The organism is Kitasatospora sp. NPDC015121, from assembly GCF_055562955.1.
Genome location: NZ_JBVHEH010000008.1, coordinates 178,109 through 200,983, shown reverse-complemented (window position 1 = coordinate 200,983; position 22,875 = coordinate 178,109). Strand labels below are relative to the sequence as shown.

The following is a 22,875-nucleotide window of genomic DNA, read 5'->3' as shown; positions in this document are numbered from 1 at the left end:
GCGTGGGGCCGGGTCAGCTCTTCTTCAGGACGTCCTCGATGGTGGCGGCCACGTGCTGGGCCTGGAGGTCGCGGCCCTTCTCGTTGGGGTGCGCGCACCACGGCACCTTCTGGCCGATGAGGTCGAGGTTGGAGGGTTCCAGCAGGCCGCCGATGCTGCGGTCGGCGCCGTCGCAGGCGGTGTTGGCGCCGGTCGGGGCGTAGAGGTCGGCGAAGGTGGCGTCGTTCTCCTCGGCGACCTTCCTCATGACGTCGTTGAGCCGTTGCTGGGCCTGGTCCAGGACGGGCAGCGCGTCCTGGGGGATGTCGGCGTCCCAGGCCTTGTCGTGCAGGACCTGGATCATCTGGTCCAGGTCGTCCTCGGCCACCTGGAGCTTGAAGTCCAGCCACTGCTTGCCGTCGCCGGTCTCGAAGAAGTCCTTGCACTCGGCGGCCGGCTTCTCCCCGTCCACGGGCTCGCCGGGCAGCAGGGAGGGCTGGCGGAGCTTGTCGGAGCACTGCTTGATGATCTCGGCGAAGCCCAGCGTGTTGCCGCCCATGCTGCCCACCGCCAGCTTGGTGTCACCCTTGAGGGCCTTCCACTGCTCGTCCACCTCCCCGGCGCCGAAGGGCAGTTGCTGCTTGGTCCAGACGTTGGCGGCGACGGCGCCCCCGCAGGAGACGTCGCCCTGGACGGTGAGGTCGACGCCCTTGCCCGCCAGGGTCCGCGCGGCGACGGCGGGGTAGTTGTCCGTGGCCTGGAAGCACCACCCCCGCTCGCTGTCCATGTGGTTCACCGGGGACAGGCCGAAGTTGGCGGTGTAGGAGTCGCCGAAGAACACGGTCGGCACCGCATCGGCGGCCGGGGCCGCCACGGCGGTGGCCGCCGGGGCGGCGAGCGCCAGACAGCTGCTCAGCGCGAGCGCGGCAGCTCCCAGCCGCCGCGTCCTGGAGGGGTTCGTCGTCCTGCGCGTGGTCGAAGACATGGCTGCGCCCTTTCGCCGGAATCAGCGGGAAGAAACAAGAAGGGGAGTTACCCTCCGTATTCGCTCATGGCGGAGCGTGATGTCCCGGCGACGACAGTGCGCATACGGGCGATCCTGCACAGGCTCTCCACATCGGCCCACCCGCCCGGCCGAAGCGGCCGCTCCGTCTCCGCGTTCACCGCGTTCTCCGGTGCGGGTTTCCAGGCGGGCGCGGTGTGTGCTGGTGCCGCCAACCCGCCTGGTGGAGCGGTGCGTCGGCCGAATCGGGGACGCCCGGGAAGTGCGCGGGAAAGCGGGGTTTCCGGGGCGGCGGGGGTGAAACATCCGCCGTGGAACGGACCGGCCTGCTAGGGTCGTCCGTAGTTCCAGTAGTGGTTCCCATGAATTTCGTGTGCGCCTGCTGGTGTGTCGTGGGCGCATTTCGTTTTCCGGCCTCCCTTTCGGACGGGTCATCATCGCGGCACTCGGGATCCGCACGGCGCGGATTCCGGACAGCCCCTCGAAGGAGATGTGTTGATGCTTCGTGGCACCGTGAAGTGGTTCGACGCGGAGAAGGGCTTCGGCCTCCGCGAGCTGCTCAGGGGCCAGGAGGCCGAGAACATCCGCCCGCTCTAGTTCTTCCCGCCACGGCACCCGCCCGGCAGCGAGGGGCCCGCACCGCGTACACGCTTGGTGCGGGCCCCTCGGCCTTGCGCCGGGACGTACGCCCCCGGCCGGTCCGGGCCTCCGGGGTCCGCCGCTCTCCGGCGGGCGCCGACCCGGACGACGTGCCGCACGGTTCTCCCGTCCACGCCCCGCCCGTCGCACTTCCGGCCCGTTTCCTCGTGGTCTCCGCCCGGCGCCCCGGCGCCGTGGAGCCTTCCTCGTGACGCGCCGCCCGAGAAAGGTCTCCGCATGAGCCGTTCCAGCCGTCCCCCGTACCAGGGCTCCGGCCGCCGCACCCGCCAGGGGGCTTCCGTACACGGGGAGTTCGCGTTGCCGGTGGGCACCACCCCGGCGCTGCCGGCCGTCGAGTCGTTCGACGCGCTGGACATGCCGAAGGCGCTGCTGACGACGCTGACCCGGCAGGGCGTCACCTCGCCGTTCCCGATCCAGGCCGCGACGCTGCCGAACTCGCTGGCCGGCCGCGACGTGCTCGGCCGGGGGCGCACCGGCTCCGGCAAGACGCTCGCGTTCGGCCTCGCCGTGCTGGCCCGCACCGCCGGCCGGCGGGCCGAACCCGGCCGGCCGCTGGCGCTGGTCCTGGTCCCCACCCGCGAACTGGCCCAGCAGGTGACCGGGGCCCTCACCCCGTACGCCCACGCGGTGAACCTGCGCCTGACCACGGTGGTCGGCGGGGTGTCGATCGGCGGCCAGGCCCGGGTGCTGGGCCGAGGCGTCGAGGTGCTGGTGGCCACGCCCGGGCGGTTGGCGGACCTGGTGCAGCGCGGCGACTGCCGGTTGGACGAGGTGGCCGTGACCGTGCTCGACGAGGCCGACCAGATGGCCGACGTGGGCTTCCTCCCGCAGGTCGTCCAACTCCTCGACCAGGTCGACGACGGCTGCCAGACGATGCTGTTCTCCGCCACCCTGGACCGCAACGTCGACCGCCTGGTCCGCCGCTTCCTGAACGACCCGGTCACGCACTCGGTGGACCCGTCCGCGGGCGCGGTCAGCACGATGGAGCACCACGTGCTGCACGTGCGGAGCTCCGACAAGGCCGCCACGATCGCGCACATCGCCTCCCGCGAGGGCGGCGTGATCATGTTCACCGACACCAAGCACGGTGCCGACCGCCTGGTGCGGGACCTGCTCGCCAACGGCGTGAAGGCCGCGGCCCTGCACGGCGGCAAGTCCCAGCCGCAGCGCACCCGCACCCTGGAGCAGTTCCGTGCCGGCCAGGTCACCGCGCTGATCGCCACCAACGTCGCCGCCCGCGGCATCCACGTCGACGGCCTCGACCTGGTCGTCAACCTGGACCCGCCGATCGACCACAAGGACTACCTGCACCGGGGCGGACGCACCGCCCGGGCCGGCGAGTGCGGCACCGTCGTCACCCTGGTGCTGCCCGAACAGCGCCGTGAGACGGCCCGCATGATGGCCACCGCCGCCATCACCCCCGTCACCACCCGCATCAGCGCCGGTGACGAGGAACTCGCCCGCATCACCGGCGCCCGCGTCCCCACCGGCGTCCCCACCACCATCCCCGACCCGGTCGTCGAACGCCCGCGCTCCGGCACCTCCACCAGCCGGACCCGGCGCCGCCGAGCCCTGCGCGCCCGCACCGCGCAGGCCGTCGCGGGCTCCCGTGACACCGCGCCCCGGCGCACCGCCCTCGCCGGGTAGCACGCCCGCCCGGCAGACGTCCTCAACCCGCCACCGCCACCGCCACCGCCACCGCCACCGCCAGTGCCCGGACCGCCGCCACCACCGGCGGCGACGACCCGAAGGACCACGCCCGTGACCATCAGCCTCGAACGCCCCGCGACCACCACCACGGTCGGCGACCTCATGAAGCACCCGGAACTGCAGATCAGCGACGACGTCACCGCGGACACCGCGATGGACATCCTGCACAGCTCCGGTGCGGACCACCTCCTGGTCCGCACCGACGACGGCCGCTGCGCCGGGCTGCTGACCCGCCTCCACCTGGCACCGTTCCAGGCCCGCTCCTGGTACACCGAACGCACCCCCGTCCGGGACATCGCCCTCGACCGGGCCCCGTTCGCCACCGCCGACATGCCGGTCACCGACGCCCTCGCCGCCATGCGCGCCCGCGGCCTGGAGACGTGGCCGGTGGTCGACCACGAGGGCCACGCCATCGGCCTCCTCGACCGCTAGGCCCGTCGTCGAACCCCCGCCGGCCCCGCCGCGCTACGAGCCCGTGGAGGTGGGGCGGGGCGTCGCGCCGAGGGGCGGCGCGGTGGTGGACGCGGGCTCGGCCGGGCGGGGGAGTCCCGCGCGGCGGGCGCGCGTGACGGCCAGGCCGGCGGCGGTCGCGAGGGTGGCGGCGCCGAGGACGCCGACGGCGCCCGCCAGGCCCCCGGCGGGCCGGGCGGCGGCGAGCAGGAGCAGCGGGCAGACGAACTCGCCGAGGAAGAAGGCGGTGTTCCACAGGCCGGTGCCGCGGCCCCGGTCGGCGTGGTGGAGCAGGGCCATGGTGCGGGTGATCAGGGTGGGCAGCAGCATCCCGGTGCCCAGGCAGTTGACGACGGCGCCGACGACCAGCACGGGGACGCTGCCCGCTAGGGCGATGGTGCCGAAGCCGGCCGCGCAGAGCGTGAGGGTCCAGGGGAGCAGGCGGTCGGCGCGGTCGGTGAGGCGGGTGAAGGCGGCCGCGCCGACGACGGTGGCGGCGCTGGCGACCGCGGTGCACAGGCCGATGGTGGCGGGCGCGGTGGTGCCCAGGTCGTCGAGGAGGTAGGAGGTCTCGACGGGGACGGTGTAGAAGGCGATCGCGCCGAAGAAGGTCAGCGCGCAGGGTGCCAGTAGGCGGCGCAGCAGCGGGACGAAGGGGGCCGGGGCGGGGGCTGCGGCGGCGTCGGTGCGCCGGTCGGCCGGTCGTAGCGCGGTGGCCAGCAGGGGTGCGAGCAGCAGGCCGACGGCGTACGCCCAGAACGGGGCGCGCCAGCCGGCCGAGCCGGCGGCGCCGCCGAGGGCGAAGAAGGCGGTGGCGGAGACGGCGGAGCACATCGCCTGCAGGGCGAGGTACTTCTCGCGCTGCCTGCCGCTCCAGTAGTCGCCGATCAGGGTGGTGCAGCAGGTCATGATCGCGGATTCGGCGACGCCGACCAGGGCCCGGCTGGCGATGATCGCGGGCAGCGAGTCCAGCCAGAGCGGAGCGGTGCCGACGATCGCGTAGAGCACGGTGGCGGCCACCAGCAGGCGGTGGCGGCCGAGCCGGTCGATGACCGCGCCCGCGAACGGGGCCATGACGGCGAGGGAGAGCGCGGGGACGGTCAGCGCCACGGGGGCGAGGACGTCCGCGCCGGGGACGGTGGCGAAGTGGTCCTGGAGCTTCGGGACGACCGGGGCGATCAGGACGGCGCCGAGGATCGGCAGGCAGCTGCCCGCCATCAGCAGGGTCACCGTCAGCCGGGGGCGGGCGGGGAGCGGGCCCGGCGCGGGGGCGTCGAGGGGGCGGGCGGCGGGCATGGCGGCTCCGTTCGAGGGGGCGGGGGACCGCGACCGGGCGGGGACGGGCGCGCGCGGCGGCCCGCCCGGCCGGGACGGCGGGGGCGGTGCCGGTCCGGGGCGCCGGGTCGGCGGGCCGGGGTGGCAGCCATCCTGGACGGGACGGGCGGCCCGGGGGAATGCCCCGGCCGATCGCTTGTGCGGATGCCTCTCATCCGCCGGACGGATGGCGGCGCGCCCGCTGCTGGAGTTCGGCGCCGACCCGGGCGGCGGTCCCGCGCAGCCACTGGTGGGCGGCGTCCTGGGTGTGGACGGGGTGCCACCACAGGGCCTCGGTGAGCGGGACGGGTTCGAACGGGCAGGGCAGGACGCGCACGCCGCCGCCCGGCCCGACGAGGTCGGCGAGGCGTTCCTGGATCAGCGCGACCCGGCGCGTTCCGGCGACCATGGCGGGCAGCAGCTGGAAGGTGCCCACCGAGACCTCGACCCGCGGCTCGATGCCCAGCAGGGCGAGCTGCCGGGTGGCGGGGGCGTCGTGGGTGCGCTGGTAGACCGCCCAGGGCAGGCGGGCCAGGTCGTCCAGGGCCAGGCCGTCGGCGACCTCCTCGTGGTCGGCCGAGACCAGGCAGACCCAGCGGTCGGTGTACAGGTCGAGGGACGGGTAGCCGGTGATCACGCCGTGCGGCAGGAGGAGCCCGTCGGCGGCGCCGAGGAAGTCGGTGATCGAGTCGACCAGGGTGGGGCCGACCTGCTCGAAGCGCAGCCGGACGCCGGGGGCCTCGGCGTGCAGGGCGCGGGCGAGCCGGGCGCCGAAGACGGCGGCCCCGTAGTCGGAGGTCAGCAGGGTGAACTCGCGTTCGGCGGTGGCCGGTTCGAAGGACGCCTGGCAGGTGAAGACCCGCTCCAGCAGGTCGCAGGCGGGGCCGGTCATGGTGAGCAGCGCGGCGCCGAGCGGGGTGGGGGTGTAGCTGTTCCCGGACCGGGAGAGCAGGTCGTCGTCGAAGTGCTTGCGCAGCCGGGCGAGGGCGGCGCTCATGGCGGGCTGGCTCAGTCCCAGCCGCCGGCCGGCCCGGGTGACGTTGCGTTCCTCCAGCAGGGCGCGCAGGGCCGGGAGCAGGTTGAGGTCGAGGGTCGCGAGGTTCATGGAGGCCGACCTACTCATTCGTCCGGTGGATGACCAGCATCAACAGAATTGATTTCCATGATTGCCGTGCCGGGGCCACATTAGTCGCAACGCATCGAGAGGAAACCTCGTGGCAACACACGCGCAACTCCGCGGCCCCTTCGCCCTCGGCACCTTCGCGGACGGCGACGGCGCGCCCTTCCCCGGCCTGGTGGCCGACGGCCGGGTGCTGGACCTCCGCGGCCGCCCCGCGCTCGGCAGCCCCACCACCACCCGCGACCTGCTGGAGCGCTGGGACGAGGCGCTGCCGGTCCTGCACGACCTGGCGGCCCGGACGGACGGCGCCCGGCGGCCCGTCGGGAGCCTGCGCACCCTCGCCCCGGTCGAGCCCCGGCAGTTGCTGCAGTCCGGCGCCAACTACCGGCAGCACGTGATCGACCTGGCCATCGCGCACCGCCCCGCCGAGGACGCCCGCCCCGTCGAGCAGGCCCGGGCCGAGATCGGCGCGATGATGGACCGGCGCGCCGCCGAGGACCAGCCGTACGTGTTCATCGGCCTGCCGTCCTCGATCACCGGCCCCTACGACGACGTGGTGCTGCCCGCCTGGTGCACCAAGCCGGACTGGGAGCTGGAGCTCGCCGCCGTGATCGGCGCCCCCGCGTACCGGGTCACCCCCGAACAGGCCCTCGGGCACGTCGCGGCGTACACCATCGCCAACGACCTGACCGCCCGCGAGCTGGTCTTCCGCCGCGACATGCCGGAGATCGGCACCGACTGGCTGCGCTGCAAGAACGCCCCCGGCTTCACCCCGCTCGGCCCCTACCTGGTGCCCGCCGCGTTCGTCGGCGACCCGTCCGACTTGCGGGTCACGCTGGAGCTGAACGGCGAGACCATGCAGGACGAGTCCACCGCCGACATGCTCTTCGACGTGGCGCGGATGGTCTCCTACGCCTCGCAGACCACCCGGCTGCTGCCCGGCGACCTGGTCCTCACCGGCAGCCCGGCCGGCAACGGCATGCACTGGGGGCGCTTCCTCACCGACGGCGACGTCATGGACGGCACCATCACCGGCCTCGGTGCCCAGCGCACCCGCTGCGTCCGGGAGGCCGCGTGAACGCCCCGGACCGCGCCGACCCCGAGGGCGCGATAGCCGCCGCCGCGAAGGCGTACTCCAACTGGGGCCGCTGGGGCGCCGACGACCGCCTCGGCACCCTCAACTTCCTCGGCGAGGACGAGCGCCGGGCCGCCGCCGGACTGATCCGGCAGGGCGTCAGCTTCTCGCTCTCCCAGCGCTTCGACATGGACGGCCCGCAGAAGGGCTGGCGCCGGCGCACCAACCCCGTCCACACCATGCTGGACACCGGCACCGACGCCGCCGCCGGACTGCAGGGCTTCCCGCACGGCATCGGCGGCGCCGACGACGTGATCGCCATGCCGCTGCAGTGCTCCACCCAGTGGGACGGCCTCGGCCACATCTTCGACCACGGCAGGGCGTGGAACGGCCGTGACGCCGCCACCACCGTCACCTCCGAGGGCGACCTGGTCACCGGCATCGAGCACATGGCCCACCAGATCGCCGGCCGCGGCGTCCTGCTCGACGTCGGCCGCGCGATCGGCACCGACGGCGAACTGCCCGACGGCTTCGCGGTCACCGAGGAGCACCTGCGCGCCACCATCGCCGCCCAGGGCCCGAGTTCGGCCGTCGGCCGCGGCGACGTCGTGCTCGTCCGCACCGGGCAGCTCAGCCGGGCGCGGCGCCAGGGCTGGGGCGAGTACGCGGGCGGCCCGGCGCCCGGCCTGTCCTTCACCACCGCCGGGTGGCTGCACGGCAGCGAGATCGCCGCGATCGCCACCGACACCTGGGGCTTCGAGGTCCGCCCCAACGAGTTCGACCACGCCTTCCAGCCGCTGCACCAGGTGGCCATCCCCCATCTCGGCCTGCTGATCGGCGAGATGTGGGACCCGGACGCCCTCGCCGCACACTGCGCCGCCGACGGCGTGTACGAGTTCTGGCTGACCGCCGCCCCGCTGCCGATCACCGGCGCGGTCGGCTCCCCGGTCAACCCGGTCGCCGTCAAGTAGTCCGCGCGACCGTCCCGGACCGCCGGTCGGTCGACACGCCCGGAGAGCCCTCGGCCGACCGGCCCCCTTCCCCCGTTCTCTCCCGTCCGCCGCGCGACGAGGCGCGGCCCACCCGCCAGGGAGCAACCCCCATGACATCAACCAGCGTCCGGTCCGTTCTGGTGATCGGCGGCGGCACCGCCGGCAACGGCCTGACCGTGCTGCTGCGCCGGGCCGGGATCGCCGTCGACCTGGTCGAGGCCAAGCCCGACTGGAACGTCTCCGGTTCCGGAATCACCTTGCAGGGCAACGCACTTCGGGCCCTGCGCGAGATCGGCGTCTGGCCGCGGGTCCGGGAGTCGGGCTTCGCGTTCGACGAGGTCGGCCTCACCGCCCCCGACGGCACCGTGCTGCACGTCGCCCGCGACGTGCGCACCGGCGGCGAGGACCTGCCCGCCACCGTCGGCATGCAGCGCCCCCGGTTGCAGCGCATCCTGATCGACGCGGTGAAGGCCACCGGCGCGCACGTCCGCCTCGGCACCACCGCCACCGCCCTGCACGCCGACGCCGAGGGCGTGGACGTCGAGTTCTCCGACGGGAGTTCGGGCCGCTACGACCTGGTGGTCGGCGCGGACGGCATCTCCTCCGCGACCCGCGCCATGATCGGCATCACCGAGCGCCCCGAGCCCACCGGCATGGCGATCTGGCGCACCCCCGCCCCGCGCCCCGACGGAGTCGAGCGCACCGACCTGACCTACGGCGGCCCCGCCTACATCGCCGGGTACTGCCCGACCGGGCCCGACACCGTCTACGCCTACCTGGTCGAGCCCAAGCGGGACCGCGCCACCATCGACCCCGCGAGCTACGCGCAGGAGATGCGCCGCCTGGCGGCCGGCTACGGCGGCCACTGGGAGCGGATAGCGGCCTCCCTCACCGACCCGGCGCGGGTCAACTACACCTGGTTCGACCGGCACCTGGTCGAGGGCCCCTGGCACCGGGGCCGCGTCGTGCTGGTCGGCGACGCCGCGCACGCCTGCCCGCCCACCCTCGCCCAGGGCGCCGCGATGTCCCTGGAGGACGCCCTGGTGCTGGCCGAACTCCTCACCGGAACCGAGGAGTTCAGCGAGCAGCTGCTGCTCGACTACCACGCCCGCCGACTGCCGAGGGTGCGGATGGTGGTGGAGAACTCCTGCCAGTTGGGCCAGTGGCTGATGGACGGCGTCCACGACGCCGACGTCCCCGGTCTGATGGCCCGCACCACCGCCGTCCTGAAGGAACTCCCGTGACCCACAAGACCGTCGACGTCCACGCCCACCTGCTGCTCCCCGAGGTCGAGGCCCTCGTCGCCGGACAGGTGGGCCTCGCCCGCGCCAAGGCCCTGGACGCCCGCCGCAACGGCCCGCAGTCCATGTCGGTCAACGGCCCGATGGTCGCCGCCCGGATCCCGCTGCTCACCGACCCGGCCGCCCGGCTCGCCGCCATGGACGCCCAGGGCGTCGACGTGCAGCTCGTCTCCCCGTCGCCGTCCCACTACCACTCCTGGGCCGACGAACGGACGGCGCGCCAGATCTGGGAAGCGGCCGCCGCCACCACCGCCGCGCACTGCGCCACCGCTCCCGAACGGCTGCGCGGCCTCGGCCTGATCCCGCTCCAGCACCCGCACCTCGCCGTCGAAGCACTCGACCACGCGCTCGCCGCAGGGCTGCTCGGCGTCGAACTCTCCAGCCACGCACCGGGCGTGGAGCTCTCCGACCCGGCGCTGGAGACGTTCTGGGCCCGGGCCGCGCAGAGCGGCGCGGTGCTGTTCCTGCACCCCTTCGGCTGCACCCTCGACGAGCGCCTCGACCGCTGGTACCTGTCCAACACCGTCGGCCAGCCCACCGAGAACGCCGTCGCCCTCTCCCACCTGATCTTCTCCGGCGTCCTCGACCGCCACCCCGGCCTGAAGATCGTCGCCGCGCACGGCGGCGGCTACCTGCCCACCCATATCGGCCGCTCCGACCACGCCTGGCGGGTCCGCCCCGACGCCCGCGGCTGCGCGCACGAGCCCAGCTCCTACCTGCGCCGGCTGTACTTCGACTCGCTCGTCCACGACCCGTACGTCCTGCGGGAGTTGGTGCGCGCGGCCGGCGCCGACCGGGTGCTGCTCGGCTCCGACTTCCCGTTCGACATGGGCACCGGGGACCCGCTCGCCGCCCTCGCCGCCGCCGACCTGCCGCCCGCCGACCTGGCCGCCGTCCGCGGCGCCAACGCCGCCGCCCTGCTGGGCCTCTGACCGAGGAGAACCGTCCATGAACCGCCTGCTCACCCACCTGCGGCACGTCGACCTCGCCGTGCCCGACTTCGAGAAGCAGCTCGACTTCTACTCCGGCGTCTGGGGCCTGACCGAGACCGTCTCCGACAGCGGGCTCTCCTTCCTGGCCGCCGAGGGCTCGCCCGAGCAGTACGTGGTGCGCCTGCGCCGAGCCGAGGAGAAGCGCCTCGACCTGGTCTCCTACGGTGCCGCGAACCCCGCCGACGTCGACACCCTCGCCGAGCAACTGCTCGCCCAGGGCGTGCAGTTGATCACCCGGCCGGGCGGCGTCGACACCCCCGGCGGCGGCTACGGCTTCCGCTTCTTCGACTGCGACGGCCGCACGATCGAGGTCTCCGCCGACGTCGCCGCCCGGCAGCACCGCCGGATCGAGGCCCAGGAGTCGATTCCCGTCCGGCTCTCCCACGTCGTCCTCAACTCGCCCGACCTGGACCGCACCCGGCTCTGGTACGAGCAGCACCTCGGCTTCCGGCTCTCCGACACGCTGTCCTCCCCGCACATGGGCGAGGTCATGCACTTCATGAGGATCAGCAACCAGCACCACTCGATGGCCCTCGCCAAGGGCCCGCACACCTCGCTGCACCACGTCTCGTTCGAACTGCGCGGCCTGGACGAGTACATGTACGGCACCGGCCGGGTGCTGCGCGCGGGCGTCCGCAAGATCTGGGGCCCCGGCCGGCACCTCGCGGGCAACAACACCTTCTCCTACTTCCTCGACCCGCACGGCAATACGGTGGAGTACACCACCGAACTGGAGTCGCTGGACGAGGACACCTGGCACCCGCACGTCTACGACTTCTCGCAGCCCGAGGTCACCGACCAGTGGGGCACCGCCAACCCGATGAGCGAGATCGTCGCCAGGGAGTCCTTCAACGACGTCGACCGCGGCGTGTTCGTCGCCCCGCCGGTCTGACCCGCCGAACCCCGGGAGCACGGTGCGGCACCCGTCACGCCCTGACGCCGCACCGCGCCCCCGGCCCCGACCCCGAGGAGCTCCCCCCATGCGCTTCGCCACCTACGAGCACGAGGGCCGCCGCCGCTGCGGCGCGCTCGCCGACGACGACCGCCTGTACCCGCTGCCCGCCGGCACCGACCTGCTCGACCTGATCCGGGCCGGCGCCGACGCCCTGCACGCCGCCGGCCGCACCGCCCTGGCCGGCCCGCCCGGCCCGGCCGTCGGCGAGGTCCGGCTGCTGCCGCCGATCCAGCCGCCCACCGTCCGCGACTTCGTCGCCTTCGAGGAGCACGTCGAGGGCGTCCGCAGGAGCGTCGACGGCACCGCCGGCGTCCCCGAACAGTGGTACGCCGCACCGACGTTCTACTTCGGCAACCCCTACGCGGTGATCGGCGCCCACGACGGCGTGCCCGTCCCGCCCGGCTCGCGGGCCCTCGACTTCGAACTGGAGGTCGCCGCCGTCATCGGCCGGGAGGGCAGCGACCTCACCCCCGGACAGGCCCGCGCGCACATCATCGGCTACACGATCTTCAACGACTGGTCGGCCCGCGACCTGCAGTCCGCCGAGATGAAAGTGGGCCTGGGCCCCTGCAAGGGCAAGGACACCGCCACCACCCTCGGCCCCTGGCTGGTCACCGCCGACGAACTCGAACCGCACCGCGACGAGGACGGCTTCCTGCACCTGGCGCTCACCGCCAGCGTCAACGGCACGGTCGTCGGCACCGACCTGCTCTCCAACATGGGCTGGACCTTCGAGGACCTGGTCGCCTACGCCTCGCGCGGCACCGTCGTCCGCCCCGGCGACGTGCTCGGCTCCGGCACCATGGGCAACGGCGGCTGCCTGGCCGAACTCTGGGGCCGCGACGGGGCGCAGCGGCCCGCGCCGCTGAAGGTCGGCGACACCGTCGTGCTCACCGTCGAAGGCATCGGCTCGACCGCCAACACGGTAGTTGCGGGTGCCGCGCCGCAGCCGGTCCCCGCCGCCCGCCCGCGCCCCCGGACCCGCCCGTGACCGGGGGAGGGCGGCTGGCCGGCCGGGTGGTGGTGGTCACCGGCGCCGCGCGGGGCCAGGGCGCCGCCGAGGCCCGCGCCCTGGCGGCGGAGGGCGCCGTCGTGGTCGCCACCGACGCCCGGCCCGCCGACGGCTGCCGGGTCCTCGACGTCACCGACCCGGACGCCTGGGCCGCGCTCGCCGCCGACCTGCGGGCCGAGCACGGCGCGGTGCACGGCCTGGTCAACAACGCGGGCGTCACCTGGCGGGCCCGGCTCGGCGAGGTCACCGCCGAGGACTTCGCCCGCGTCCACGCCGTCAACGCCACCGGCCCGCTGCTCGGCATGCAGCACCTCGCCCCGCTGATGCCGCCCGGCTCCTCGATCGTCAACGTCGGCTCGGCGGCGGCGCTCACCGCGCACTACCCGGTCGCGTACACCGCCAGCAAGTGGGCGCTGCGCGGCCTGGCCAAGGCCGCCTGCCTCGAACTCGGCCCGCTCGGGATCCGGGTCAACACGGTCCACCCCGGCTTCATCGAGACCGAGATGACCGCCACCGCCCCGCCCGCGTTCCGCGAGGCCACCCTGCGCGAGACCCCGCTGGGGCGCACCGGCACCGTCGAGGAGGTCACCGGGCTGGTGGTCTTCCTGCTCTCCGACGCGGCCTCCTTCATCAGCGGCGCCGAGATCCCCGTCGACGGCGGCCACACCGCGCACGGCGGCGCCAAGTCGGTCTCCGACGCGCTCCGCATCTGAAATCCCCCCGGCTCAAGGAAGTTGCGCATGGACAAGGTCAGTCCCACCGCGGCCGAGGCGGTCGCCGACGTCCCCGACGGCGCCTCGCTGGCCGTCGGCGGCTTCGGCCTCAGCGGCATCCCGTCCACCCTGATCCGCGCCCTGCACGAGCAGGGCGCGAGCGGCCTGCGGGTGGTCTCCAACAACTGCGGCGTCGACGGCGCGGGCCTGGGCCTGCTGCTGTCCGCCGGCCGGATCGCCCGGGTCACCGGCTCCTACGTCGGCGAGAACAAGGAGTTCGCCCGGCAGTACCTCGGCGGCGAACTGGAGGTGGAGCTCGTCCCGCAGGGCACCCTGGCCGAGCGGCTGCGGGCCGGCGGCTGCGGCATCCCCGCGTTCTACACCCCGGCGGGCGTCGGCACCCAGGTCGCCGACGGCGGCCTGCCCTGGCGCCACGCGCCGGACGGCTCGGTCGCGCTGGCCTCCCCGCCCAAGGAGCAGCGCGCCTTCGGCGGCAAGGAGTTCGTCCTGGAGCACGGCATCACCACCGACTACGCCCTGGTCCGCGCGGCCCGCGGCGACCGGCACGGCAACCTGGTCTTCCACCGCGCCGCCCGCAACTTCAACCCGCTGGCCGCGATGGCCGGCCGGATCGCGATCGCCGAGGTGGAGGAACTCGTCGAGCCGGGGGAACTGGACCCGGACCGGGTCCACCTGCCCGGCGTGTTCGTGCAGCGCGTCGTCGCGCTCACCCCCGCCCAGGCCGCCGACAAGGCCGTCGAGAAGAGGACGGTGCGTCCCTGATGCCCTGGACCCGCCCGCAGATGGCGGCCCGCGCCGCCCGCGAACTCACCCCCGGCAGCCACGTCAACCTCGGCATCGGCCTGCCCACCCTGATCCCCGACCACCTGCCGCCCGGCGTGGACGTCGTCCTGCACTCCGAGAACGGCATCCTCGGCACCGGCCCCTACCCGGCTGGGGCGGACGTCGACCCCGACCTGATCAACGCCGGGAAGGAGACCGTCACCGTGCTGCCGGGCGCCGCGTTCTTCGACTCGGCGCTCTCCTTCGGCATGATCCGCGGCGGCCACATCGACACCGCCGTCCTCGGTGCCATGCAGGTCTCCGCGACCGGCGACCTCGCCAACTGGATGGTCCCCGGCGCGGTGGTCAAGGGCATGGGCGGCGCGATGGACCTGGTCCACGGGGCGCGCCGCGTCATCGTGCTGACCGAGCACACCGCCAAGGACGGCACCCCCAAGATCGTCGACACCTGCACCCTGCCGCTCACCGGCCGGGCCTGCGTCCACCGGATCGTCACCGACCTCGCCGTCCTCGACGTCACCCCGGGCGGCCTGGCCCTGGTCGAGACCGCCCCCGGCACCACGGTCGAGCAGGTCCTCGCCGCGACCGGCGCGCCCGTCCTGCTCCGGGCCTGACCGGCCCCCACCGCGCGGGGGAGGGGGATACCTGTCGGGCCGCGGGCGCAAAATCTGTTCCCGCGAGAGTAGACATTGCCCGGGGGCGGGGTTAGTGTTTCTCTCGTAGACAGCAGTCGGCGATACCGGCCAGACACGAACCGGCCGGGTTGTCGGACGGAGTTCGCAGGACGGTCCGGCGGTGGAGCCCCGAAGCCACGCAGGTGCAGGACGGCGACGGAGCTGACCGCCGGGCCGGGCGGCCCGAGGTGATCAGGGGCCGCCACCCGCAGGACCGGCATGACCCGCAGTACCTGAAGTACCCGCAGTACCCGCAGTACGGAAAGTGACAGCCATTCCGGAGGACGAACGGAGGAAGCAGGCGCCATCGGGATCGCCCGGCCGGTGAGCACTCGCCCGGGCGGACACCGCAGACCCCATGCAAGGACGGTGGTTTCCGGTCACGCACACGCGATCCACGCACGTCCCCTCCCCCGGGGCGGTGCGCAACGAGGAACCCGGCCCAGGCCGGTAGATGGTGTTCTCCACCCTTCGGGGCCCCGGAGCCGAACGGCTCCGGGGCCCCTCGACGCGTTCTCCCGAGAACCAGAGAGGTGCAGTGACCAACACGTCCAGCCCCGGCACGCCCGACAGCTTCGACGACGAGGACTACCCCGCCTACACGATGGGCCGCGCCGCCGAGATGACCGCCACCACCCCCGGCTTCCTGCGCGCCCTCGGCGAGCACCGCCTCATCACCCCGCTGCGCTCGGAGGGCGGGCACCGCCGGTACTCCCGCTACCAGCTGCGCATCGCCATGCGGGCCCGCGACCTCGTCGACCAGGGCACCCCCGTCGAAGCCGCCTGCCGCATCATCGTCCTGGAGGACCAGCTGGAGGAAGCCCTGCGGCTCAACGAGGAGCTCCGCCGCTCCCGGCGCGACGGGGGGCCCGCGGCGGACGCCTGACCGGGCCCCGTCGCGTACGGGTCAGGGCCGCAGGGCCCGGTCGACCAGCGGTTCCGCGGCGCCGAGGTAGTCCTCCGGCCGGCACAGCGCGGCCAGGGCCTCCGGAGTGAACACGGCCTTCAGCTCGGGGAGTTCGGCGAGGACGTCGGCGAGCTCCCGGCCGGTGGCCGCGGCGGTCGCGGCGGCTCGGGAGGACAGGGCGCGGGCGGCCGCCCGGCCGAGCAGGGGGGCGAGGACGGCGGAGACGCGTTCGGAGACGATCTGGCTGCCGGTCAGCGCGAGGTTGGCCGCCATCCGTTCGGGCCGCACCTGCAGGCCGTCGGCGAGTTCGACCGCGGTGTGCGCGGCGCCGCCGGTCAGCCGGAGCGCCTCGCGCAGCAGCTGCCACTCGGCGTGCCAGACGCCCCCGGAGCGCTCGTCCTCGGTGACCAGGCACTGCGTCAGGCCGGCGGCGATGACCGGGACCTGGAGGGCGGCGCTGCGGATCAGGGTGGAGTGCACCGGGTTCTGCTTGTGCGGCATGGCGGAGGAGGCGCCGCGCCCGGCCACCGGCCGCTCGCCGACCTCGCCGATCTCGGTCCGGGTCAGGACCTGCACGTCGACCGCGATCTTCCCGAGCGCCCCGGCCGTGAAGGCGAGCGCGGCGGCCAGGTCGGCGACCGGGGTCCGCAGCGCGTGCCAGGGCAGGACCGGCCGGGCCAGGCCGGTCTCGGCGGCGAAGGCGTCGACCAGGCGCTCCAGGTAGCCGGCCGGGTCGTCGGCGGTCGCGGGGTCGGCCGCGCGGGCGTTCTCCAGGTAGCCGGCCAGGGTTCCGGCCGCGCCGCCCAGCGAGACCGGCAGGCCGGTCCGCTCGACCAGCTCCAGCCGGTGGTCGGCGTCCAGTACCAGCTGCCGCCATCCGGCGGCCTTCAGGCCGAAGGTGGTCGGCACGGCCTGGAGGGCGAGGGTGCGTCCCGCCATCGGGGTGGAGCGGTGGGTGCGGGCGAGGTCGGCGAGCGCCCCGGCGACCCGGGCCAGGTCCGCCCGGATGATCCGCAGGGCGCGGGCCGCGACCAGCATCGCCCCGGTGTCCAGGATGTCCTGGCTGGTCGAGCCCGAGTGGACGTACTCCGCCGCGCCGGGGTCCTCGGCCGCCACCCGCTCGGTCAGCGCCCGGACCAGGCCGACCACGGGGTTGGCGGTCTCCCGGGAGGCCAGCGCGAGGGCCCGCACGTCGAAGTTCTCGACCCGGGCGAGGGCGGTGATGGCCTCGGCCGCCGCCCTCGGCACCACGCCGAGTCCGGCCTGCGTGCGGGCCAGTGCCGCCTCGGCGTCCAGCATCGCCTGGAGCCAGGCCCGGTCGCCGACCGCGCCCTCGATCGGGGTGCCCGCCCGGACGGGCGAGAGCAGGCCGGTGTCCGCCTCCGCCGCCACCTCGGCCCGGGACGGCACGGTTTCGGGTGTCACGCGCTGACTCCTATCCTGTCGGCTTCCCGCCGCTCCGCGGGGCGGAGGGAGAGTATCGCGCGGGCGATCGCGTCCGAGTCGCCCAGGGTCACGGAGTCCACTCCGGGACGGATGCCGGCGGCCGTGACCCAGTGCACGCCCTCGGTGGGCACGCCGTAGGCGAACCGGCGCGGGTGCGCCTGCCCCGCGGCGTCGACCACCCGGTACGGGCGGGCGGTCACGTGCAGGCCGCCGGTCTGGTGGCCGTCGGTGCCCGGCGTCCGGTAGGGGGTGATGCCGCCGGTGTCCAGCAGGTGCCGCAGCAGCGGGTCGGCGGTCCGGCGCAGGTCGGGTTCGGGCAGCCTGGCCTCGATCAGCACCGTGGCCAGGACCGGCGGCCCCGGCACCCGGGCGGAGCGGGCCACGAAGGCCCGGCGGTCGGCGTCGACGCCCACCGTGGTGCCCGGGCCGGTGAGTTCGAGCACGCCCGCCTCGATCAGCGCGGCCATCTGCTCGATCCGGGCGGCCGGCGGTCCGATCGACAGGAACGCGTTGAGCGGGGTGTACCAGCGCTCCAGGTCGTCGCGGTGCGAGTCGCCGGCCAGGCCGCCGTGGTCGACCGCGAGCCGGATCTCGTTGCGCAGGTCGCGCAGGACGTCCAGCGCGGCCTTCAGCGGGCCCCGGAGGTTGCCGGCCCGGGCCTCCCGCACGTCCCGGGACAGGTGCGCCAGCAGCCAGGACCGGAACTCCGCCCGGTCGCCGAACTCCCTTCCCGCGCACGGCTGGGCCAGCCGCTCCCAGTCCCAGTGGTCGGCCCGGTCGATGCCGTAGGCGTGGAGCAGTTCGGCCCGCCGCTCCGGCCGGTCGGCGGCCAGGTAGAGCTCGGTGAACGGCTCCCGGTCGGCCGGGCGGCCGCGGGCGTCCAGCAGGGCCCCGTAGTACACGCTCTCCACCTCGCGGGCGACCAGCGGCCACAGGTCGCGGCGGAAGTCGAGCGGGGTGCCGCGGCGGCGCAGGGCGTCGACGTGCTCGGCGGTGAGCAGCCGGGGGAAGTACCGCCCGTACGGGCCCTTCTGGTTCTCGCCCCGGGCCTGGTAGGGCACGCCGCGCCGCGAACTCGCGTACAGCAGGGGCTCGTTGCCGGAGGCGCGGTAGACGAGCCGGCCGTCCTCCCGGCCGTCCTCGCGGACGAAGGCACCGCCCCGGCCCTCGGTCAGCAGCGCCAGGTGGTCGAAGAAGTTCAGCCCGAGGCCGCGCAGCAGGACGCGCTCGCCCGGCCGCACGGCGCTCAGGTCGGCGTCGGCCGGGTTGCCCGGCGGCAGGTAGGCCAGCCCCAGTGCCGCCGCGGCGCCGGCCAGCCGCTCCTCCTCCGGGCCGAGGACGGCCGGCCCGTGCCCGGTGGCCAGCACCACGGCGTCCAGCGCGTCGACCGTCGTGCCGTCCGCCAGCCGGACCCGCTGGGACTCCTCGCCGCTCAGGGCCACGGCCCGGGAGCGGTGCACCCGGACCGTGACGTGCCGCGGGGCGCGCTCGACCAGGCGCTGGAACATAGCCCGCAGGTAGGAGCCGTAGAGGGCCCGGGTCGGGTACGAGTCGGGCCCCAGCCCGGCCGCCTCGGCGCATGCGTCGGCGCCGGCCCCGTGCGGGGAGCGGGCCCACTCGTACAGGCTCGGACCGGGCTCGACCGGTCCGTCGATCCGCACGCTGTCGTCGGTGAACACGCTGACCTGGGAGGCCACGGTGTTCATCAGCAGGTGCCGCGACTGGTCGGTGCGCCAGACCGCGCCCGCCCCCGGCGGGTCCGGGTCGATCAGGTGCACGGTCAGGGGGTGGGGGGAGGGGGCGGCCCGCTCGTTGGCGCAGAGCCGTTCGAGCACCGACAGTGCGCGGGGGCCCGCGCCGATCAGGGCCACTCGCATACCGGTCTCCGTCATGCCCGGCGACCCCGCGCCCGGTCGCGGGGCGTGTCGCGGCCCGCTCCGGGGTCGTCGCGGTGTGCTCCGGGGAGAAGCGGCCGGTTCGGGCCGGCGACCGGAACCGTCGGAGCCGTGCGGATGTCCGCCACGGGGCTCCCTCCTGTCCTCGTGCGTCTACTGTGGAAATCCCGCAAGGTCCGGGTGGGGAGAATGTGCTGCCGACCGCGCTGGGTCTGAACCAGTGGGATCATGCCCAGCGCGCGGTCCCGGAGTCAACGCAATCGCGAACTTCCGTGCCCGAAAGGGCATTTGACGTGCACGGACGATACGGTGCCCCTGGGGGCGGGGCTCAGAGCGGAGTGTCCCAGTCGAGCAGGCGCAGCAGTGCCCCGTCCGCCCCGCCGTCCGCGGCGCGCCGGGTGTCCGTGCCGTTCCGGGTGTCCTCGGACGGGCGGGCGGCGGTGAGGCGGGCGCTGGCCGCGGTGTTCTGCTCGGCCCGGGGGCGGCGGTGGTGTTCGTAGCGGGCGAGTGCGGCTTCGAGGCCGGGGGTGTCCCGGAGGGCCTTGGCGAGGACGAGGGCGTCCTCCAGGGCCATCGAGGCGCCCTGTCCGGTGGCGGGGGAGGCGGCGTGCGCGGCGTCGCCGATCAGTACCGTGCGGCGGCCGCGCCAGCGGCCCCCGGGCGGCAGGTGGAGGGCGTCGGTGACCATCAGGTCGTCGCCGGTGCCCGCCACGATGTCGGCGCAGGGGGTGCGGTCGGGACGCAGCAGCGGTTCCAGCCGGGCACGCCACTGGGCGGGCGTGGTGCGGGCGCGCTCCCGCGCGTCGAGGGGCGGGCCCGGGACGCGGGCGAACCAGTGGGTCCGGCCGGCGGGCGGGACGAGGTAGCCGAAGGCGGCCGCGCTGCCGCGGACCATGGTGATCAGGCCGGGGGCGGCGGCGGGCCGAGGCGCGGCGTCGCTGTAGCCGTAGAAGACGCGCTGCCCGGCGTAGGCGGGACCGGGACCGTGCGGGTCGAGCCAGGCCCGGACGGTGGAGCGCAGGCCGTCGGCGCCGACCAGCAGGTCGCCGGTGGCGTCGGTGCCGTCGGCGAAGTGCGCGGTGACGGCGCGGTCGGTCTCCGTGACCCCGGTGAGCCGGGCGGCGTGCCGCAGGCCGATCCCGCGCCGGCGAACCTCGGCCCGGAGCACGGCGGCGAGTTCGGCCCGGCGCAGGCAGCGGTAGCGGGCGAGCGGCCGGTCGTGCTCGCCGAGCGGCACGGACGCCAGTTCGGCCCCGGCCGCGTCCAGGACGTTCATCCGGGTGACGTCGAAGCCGACGCGGGCCACGGCCCGGGCGGCGTCGAACCCGGCCAGGGCGCGCATGCCGTTGCTGGCCAGGGTCATGAACGCGCCGACGTCCCCGTCGGTCTCGGGGTGCGCCTCGTGGACGGTCGGCTCGTGACCGGCCTTCCGCAGGGCCAGTGCGGCCGCCGTTCCGGCGATCCCGCCGCCGACCACCACGATCCGTGCCATGGGCCGCCTCCTCATCGTGTCCGTGACGTCGTCGACGGTTCCATCCTCACGGAACGGAGGGCCGGGTGGTGCCGAACGGCGAACGCCTTCCGAGCGGAATCAGCCGGGTCCGTCGGCCGCCGGGTGACGTGACGCCCGGCAGCGGAGCCGTGGACGTCCGGGCGGCCCGGCCGCCCGCGGTGACGGGGCGTCAGCCGGGCTTCCGCCGCCGGCCGGCGCGACCGCTCAGAGGGCCCACTGCTGGTTGGACTGGCCGTTGCAGGTCCACAGCTCGACCAGGGCGCCGTTGGCGGTGGACTTGGCGGTGACGTCGAGGCAGAGTCCGGACTGGGCGCCGGTGACGGTGCCGTCGGCGTTCACCCGCCACTGCTGGTTCGCCTGGCCGTTGCAGGGCCAGGTCTCGACCTTGGTGCCGGGCGCGCTCTGGCCGTCGTACGCGTCCAGGCACAGCTGGGAGCCGCCCACGGAGACGGTCAGTTGGCCGGACGCGGTGCGGGTCCAGGTCTGGTTCGGTTGGCCGCTGCAGTCCCAGACCTGCAGCTGGGTGCCCGGGGTGGTGGTCGAGTTCGGCACGTCCAGGCACTTGTTCGCGCCGACCGCCCGCACCGGTCCGGTCCGGTCCGTTCCGCCGCCGGTGCCGCCCGCGACGCGGAACATGGTGGTGCCGTGCGCCGGGACCGAGGCGCTGATGGTGCCGGTGGTGGTCGACGTCGCGCCCGACCACAGGTCGGTGAGGCCGTAGGCGGCCGCCCCGGTCTTCCCGATCGCGGCGGCGGAGGTGCTGATCGTCGCGGTCGCTCCGGTCTCGTTGAACAGGACCACCGAGACGTCGCCGTTCGCCAGCGGTTTGGCCAGCACGTCGAGACCGCCGACGGAGGACACCAGGGTGCCCTGCCTGCCGAGCGGGTCCTGGTCCACCGCGATCACCCGGGCGTTGGTGAGCGTGGACAGGGTGTTCGCACTGGCCGAGGCGATGTTGGTGCCGGCGATCAGCGGCGCCGCCATCTCCGCCCACAGGCTGAACTCCGAGCGGCTCTCGACGTCGGTGAGCGGACCGTTGCCCACCTCCAGCATGTCGGGGTCGTTCCAGTGGCCGGGACCGGCGTAGGCCGCCAGCTTCACGTTGCTGTGGAAGATCGACAGCATGCTGCCGTAACCGGCGTTGATGTCACCCGTGGTGCGCCAGCTGTTGCCGACCCCGGCGCCCCAGGTCCACACGCCGTCCTCGCCCCAGTTGCACAGGCTGAACAGGATGGGCCGCCCCGTCGCGGCCAGGGCGTCGCGCATCGTGGTGTAGCGGGTCTGCGCGGGGGCCTTGCTGCCGTTGGGGCAGGAGTTCAGCGCGCAGCCCGGCCCGGCGTAGCAGTTGTCGTACTTCAGGTAGTCCACGCCCCAGGCGGCGAAGGTCTGGGCGTCCGTGGTCTCGTGGCCCAGGCTGCCGGGGAAGCCGGCGCAGGTCTGCAGCCCGGCGTCCTCGTAGATGCCCAGCTTCAACCCCAGCGAGTGGACGTAGTCGGCGGTGCCCTTGATCCCGCTCGGGAACTTGTTCGGATCGGGGACCAGGCGCCCGTCGGAGCCCCGGGAGCGGGTCATCCAGCAGTCGTCGATGTTGACGTACTGGTACCCGGCGCTCTGCATGCCGTTGTTGTGCATGGCCAGCGCGGTGCTCTTGATCAGCGACTCGGAGACGTTGCAGCCGTAGGCGTTCCAGTCGTTGAAGCCCATCGGCGGCGTGGTCGCCAGGCCGTTGCCCAGGGCCGCCGCCGGCCCGGCCGCGCCCAGGGAGAGCAGCGGGATCGCCAGGGGCAGGAGCAGCGCCGAGAAGACGCAGGCGAGCGCCCTCCGCAGCCGGGTGCCGCGCGGGTTCGGGTGGGGCATGTGGTCGCCTCCTGATGGAAGGGGTGGGGGCTTTCCTCGCACGGACCGGCACGCGTCCAACACTTTCGCGTTCATGACAAACGCGTCCCGACGCGCCGCCCCCGACTGCGGGGCGGGGGGGGGTGGCGGCTGAGTGTTAGCGCTAACAATCAGTCGTAAAAAAGATCACCGGATGCGTGCCCCGGTGTCGGCCAATCGGAGCTTCCAGGAGCCGGCGCGCAGTGTCAACCCTCCCCGCGCCGACGCGCGTCCCCGCAGGCCGCAGCGGGCACGCGGGTGAAATTTTCCGCCGCCCGCCCTCGATCGGAACCCGGCCGCGCCGCAGCGGGGCCCGCCGGGCGGCCGGGCGGGACGAGCGCGCACCCGGCCGTACCGGTGGCGCTGGCCCACACCTCCGCCGCCGCAACTGTGGACGATTCCCACATAGGCCGGTGAACCGCGTCTTCCTACCGTGTGGCGACGTCCTTGCCCACCCCCACACCCCGCCCCATTCCACCCCGCCC

The 22,875-nt window shown here is 74.5% G+C and carries 20 protein-coding genes; 13 read left to right on the top strand and 7 right to left on the bottom strand.

The window, feature by feature from the left end:
• Positions 1 to 13: 13 nt before the first annotated feature.
• Positions 14 to 964 (bottom strand): SGNH/GDSL hydrolase family protein, encoded by a 951-nt coding sequence (locus tag ACZ3J7_RS14250; protein ID WP_465620344.1) that lies wholly within the window; start codon positions 962 to 964, stop codon positions 14 to 16.
• A 516-nt stretch (positions 965 to 1,480) separates the two neighbouring features.
• Between ACZ3J7_RS14250 and ACZ3J7_RS14245 the strand changes: the two genes are divergently transcribed.
• The 3 genes from ACZ3J7_RS14245 (at position 1,481) to ACZ3J7_RS14235 (ending at position 3,784) form a co-directional block, all read left to right on the top strand.
• Positions 1,481 to 1,579 (top strand): cold-shock protein, encoded by a 99-nt coding sequence (locus ACZ3J7_RS14245; protein ID WP_465620343.1) that lies wholly within the window; start codon positions 1,481 to 1,483, stop codon positions 1,577 to 1,579.
• Positions 1,580 to 1,858: 279 nt separating this feature from the next.
• A complete protein-coding gene (locus tag ACZ3J7_RS14240) occupies positions 1,859 to 3,289 on the top strand; it encodes a DEAD/DEAH box helicase (protein ID WP_465620341.1) in 1,431 nt (476 codons plus the stop codon).
• Positions 3,290 to 3,403: 114 nt separating this feature from the next.
• The gene (locus ACZ3J7_RS14235) at positions 3,404 to 3,784 is read left to right on the top strand and encodes a CBS domain-containing protein (RefSeq protein ID WP_465620339.1); all 381 of its coding nucleotides are present in this window, start codon (positions 3,404 to 3,406) and stop codon (positions 3,782 to 3,784) included.
• 33 nt (positions 3,785 to 3,817) lie between these two features.
• On the opposite strand, the gene ACZ3J7_RS14230 is transcribed toward ACZ3J7_RS14235, so the two are convergent.
• Both ACZ3J7_RS14230 and ACZ3J7_RS14225 read right to left on the bottom strand, forming a co-directional pair.
• On the bottom strand, positions 3,818 to 5,098 hold the full coding sequence (locus ACZ3J7_RS14230) for an MFS transporter (protein ID WP_465620337.1): 1,281 nt from the start codon (positions 5,096 to 5,098) through the stop codon (positions 3,818 to 3,820).
• Between the two features lie 190 nt (positions 5,099 to 5,288).
• Positions 5,289 to 6,221, bottom strand: coding sequence for a LysR family transcriptional regulator (locus ACZ3J7_RS14225; RefSeq protein ID WP_465620336.1), 933 nt, complete (start codon positions 6,219 to 6,221; stop codon positions 5,289 to 5,291).
• A gap of 109 nt (positions 6,222 to 6,330) precedes the next feature.
• Between ACZ3J7_RS14225 and ACZ3J7_RS14220 the strand changes: the two genes are divergently transcribed.
• The 10 genes from ACZ3J7_RS14220 to ACZ3J7_RS14175 all read left to right on the top strand — a co-directional run bounded on the left by ACZ3J7_RS14220 (position 6,331) and on the right by ACZ3J7_RS14175 (position 15,640).
• Positions 6,331 to 7,314 (top strand): fumarylacetoacetate hydrolase family protein, encoded by a 984-nt coding sequence (locus ACZ3J7_RS14220; RefSeq protein WP_465620333.1) that lies wholly within the window; start codon positions 6,331 to 6,333, stop codon positions 7,312 to 7,314.
• On the top strand, positions 7,311 to 8,282 hold the full coding sequence (locus tag ACZ3J7_RS14215; protein WP_465620331.1) for a cyclase family protein: 972 nt from the start codon (positions 7,311 to 7,313) through the stop codon (positions 8,280 to 8,282). The genes ACZ3J7_RS14220 and ACZ3J7_RS14215 overlap by 4 nt, the downstream gene beginning before the upstream one ends.
• Before the next feature lie 131 nt (positions 8,283 to 8,413).
• Complete coding sequence (locus tag ACZ3J7_RS14210) at positions 8,414 to 9,547, top strand: FAD-dependent oxidoreductase (protein WP_465620329.1); 1,134 nt, start codon at positions 8,414 to 8,416, stop codon at positions 9,545 to 9,547.
• The gene (locus tag ACZ3J7_RS14205) at positions 9,544 to 10,536 is read left to right on the top strand and encodes an amidohydrolase family protein (RefSeq protein WP_465620327.1); all 993 of its coding nucleotides are present in this window, start codon (positions 9,544 to 9,546) and stop codon (positions 10,534 to 10,536) included. Before ACZ3J7_RS14210 ends, ACZ3J7_RS14205 begins: the two co-directional genes overlap by 4 nt.
• 16 nt (positions 10,537 to 10,552) lie before the next feature.
• Entirely contained in the window at positions 10,553 to 11,488 is a 936-nt protein-coding gene (locus tag ACZ3J7_RS14200) for a VOC family protein (protein WP_465620325.1), read from the top strand.
• A gap of 88 nt (positions 11,489 to 11,576) precedes the next feature.
• Positions 11,577 to 12,542: a fumarylacetoacetate hydrolase family protein gene (locus ACZ3J7_RS14195; RefSeq protein WP_465620323.1), complete on the top strand. Its 966-nt coding sequence runs from the start codon at positions 11,577 to 11,579 to the stop codon at positions 12,540 to 12,542.
• Positions 12,539 to 13,276 (top strand): SDR family NAD(P)-dependent oxidoreductase, encoded by a 738-nt coding sequence (locus ACZ3J7_RS14190; protein WP_465620322.1) that lies wholly within the window; start codon positions 12,539 to 12,541, stop codon positions 13,274 to 13,276. The genes ACZ3J7_RS14195 and ACZ3J7_RS14190 overlap by 4 nt, the downstream gene beginning before the upstream one ends.
• A 27-nt stretch (positions 13,277 to 13,303) precedes the next feature.
• Positions 13,304 to 14,059, top strand: coding sequence for a CoA transferase subunit A (locus ACZ3J7_RS14185; RefSeq protein ID WP_465620320.1), 756 nt, complete (start codon positions 13,304 to 13,306; stop codon positions 14,057 to 14,059).
• Positions 14,059 to 14,694, top strand: a complete 636-nt coding sequence (locus ACZ3J7_RS14180) for a 3-oxoacid CoA-transferase subunit B (RefSeq protein ID WP_465620317.1) — start codon at positions 14,059 to 14,061, stop codon at positions 14,692 to 14,694. Before ACZ3J7_RS14185 ends, ACZ3J7_RS14180 begins: the two co-directional genes overlap by 1 nt.
• A 664-nt stretch (positions 14,695 to 15,358) precedes the next feature.
• Positions 15,359 to 15,640: a MerR family transcriptional regulator gene (locus ACZ3J7_RS14175; protein WP_465620551.1), complete on the top strand. Its 282-nt coding sequence runs from the start codon at positions 15,359 to 15,361 to the stop codon at positions 15,638 to 15,640.
• A 21-nt stretch (positions 15,641 to 15,661) separates the two neighbouring features.
• Here ACZ3J7_RS14175 and ACZ3J7_RS14170 read toward each other — a convergent pair whose 3' ends face one another.
• The 4 genes from ACZ3J7_RS14170 to ACZ3J7_RS14155 form a co-directional block, all read right to left on the bottom strand.
• The gene (locus ACZ3J7_RS14170) at positions 15,662 to 17,086 is read right to left on the bottom strand and encodes a nitrosuccinate lyase (RefSeq protein WP_465620315.1); all 1,425 of its coding nucleotides are present in this window, start codon (positions 17,084 to 17,086) and stop codon (positions 15,662 to 15,664) included.
• A complete protein-coding gene (locus ACZ3J7_RS14165; protein ID WP_465620313.1) occupies positions 17,083 to 18,999 on the bottom strand; it encodes an FAD/NAD(P)-binding protein in 1,917 nt (638 codons plus the stop codon). Before ACZ3J7_RS14165 ends, ACZ3J7_RS14170 begins: the two co-directional genes overlap by 4 nt.
• A gap of 331 nt (positions 19,000 to 19,330) precedes the next feature.
• On the bottom strand, positions 19,331 to 20,494 hold the full coding sequence (locus tag ACZ3J7_RS14160; RefSeq protein WP_465620311.1) for an FAD-dependent monooxygenase: 1,164 nt from the start codon (positions 20,492 to 20,494) through the stop codon (positions 19,331 to 19,333).
• Between the two features lie 225 nt (positions 20,495 to 20,719).
• Positions 20,720 to 22,372, bottom strand: coding sequence for a glycoside hydrolase family 27 protein (locus tag ACZ3J7_RS14155; RefSeq protein ID WP_465620309.1), 1,653 nt, complete (start codon positions 22,370 to 22,372; stop codon positions 20,720 to 20,722).
• Positions 22,373 to 22,875: the final 503 nt, after the last annotated feature.

Excerpts from the sequence above, each read along its gene's own strand:
- ACZ3J7_RS14250 (WP_465620344.1), bottom strand. The coding sequence starts at position 964 with ATGTCTTCGACCACGCGCAGGACGACGAACCCCTCCAGGACGCGGCGG.
- ACZ3J7_RS14245 (WP_465620343.1), top strand. The coding sequence starts at position 1,481 with ATGCTTCGTGGCACCGTGAAGTGGTTCGACGCGGAGAAGGGCTTCGGC.
- ACZ3J7_RS14240 (WP_465620341.1), top strand. The coding sequence starts at position 1,859 with ATGAGCCGTTCCAGCCGTCCCCCGTACCAGGGCTCCGGCCGCCGCACC.
- ACZ3J7_RS14230 (WP_465620337.1), bottom strand. The coding sequence starts at position 5,098 with ATGCCCGCCGCCCGCCCCCTCGACGCCCCCGCGCCGGGCCCGCTCCCC.
- ACZ3J7_RS14225 (WP_465620336.1), bottom strand. The coding sequence starts at position 6,221 with ATGAACCTCGCGACCCTCGACCTCAACCTGCTCCCGGCCCTGCGCGCC.
- ACZ3J7_RS14210 (WP_465620329.1), top strand. The coding sequence starts at position 8,414 with ATGACATCAACCAGCGTCCGGTCCGTTCTGGTGATCGGCGGCGGCACC.
- ACZ3J7_RS14200 (WP_465620325.1), top strand. The coding sequence starts at position 10,553 with ATGAACCGCCTGCTCACCCACCTGCGGCACGTCGACCTCGCCGTGCCC.
- ACZ3J7_RS14195 (WP_465620323.1), top strand. The coding sequence starts at position 11,577 with ATGCGCTTCGCCACCTACGAGCACGAGGGCCGCCGCCGCTGCGGCGCG.
- ACZ3J7_RS14185 (WP_465620320.1), top strand. The coding sequence starts at position 13,304 with ATGGACAAGGTCAGTCCCACCGCGGCCGAGGCGGTCGCCGACGTCCCC.
- ACZ3J7_RS14180 (WP_465620317.1), top strand. The coding sequence starts at position 14,059 with ATGCCCTGGACCCGCCCGCAGATGGCGGCCCGCGCCGCCCGCGAACTC.
- ACZ3J7_RS14175 (WP_465620551.1), top strand. The coding sequence starts at position 15,359 with ATGGGCCGCGCCGCCGAGATGACCGCCACCACCCCCGGCTTCCTGCGC.
- ACZ3J7_RS14165 (WP_465620313.1), bottom strand. The coding sequence starts at position 18,999 with ATGACGGAGACCGGTATGCGAGTGGCCCTGATCGGCGCGGGCCCCCGC.
- ACZ3J7_RS14160 (WP_465620311.1), bottom strand. The coding sequence starts at position 20,494 with ATGGCACGGATCGTGGTGGTCGGCGGCGGGATCGCCGGAACGGCGGCC.
- ACZ3J7_RS14155 (WP_465620309.1), bottom strand. The coding sequence starts at position 22,372 with ATGCCCCACCCGAACCCGCGCGGCACCCGGCTGCGGAGGGCGCTCGCC.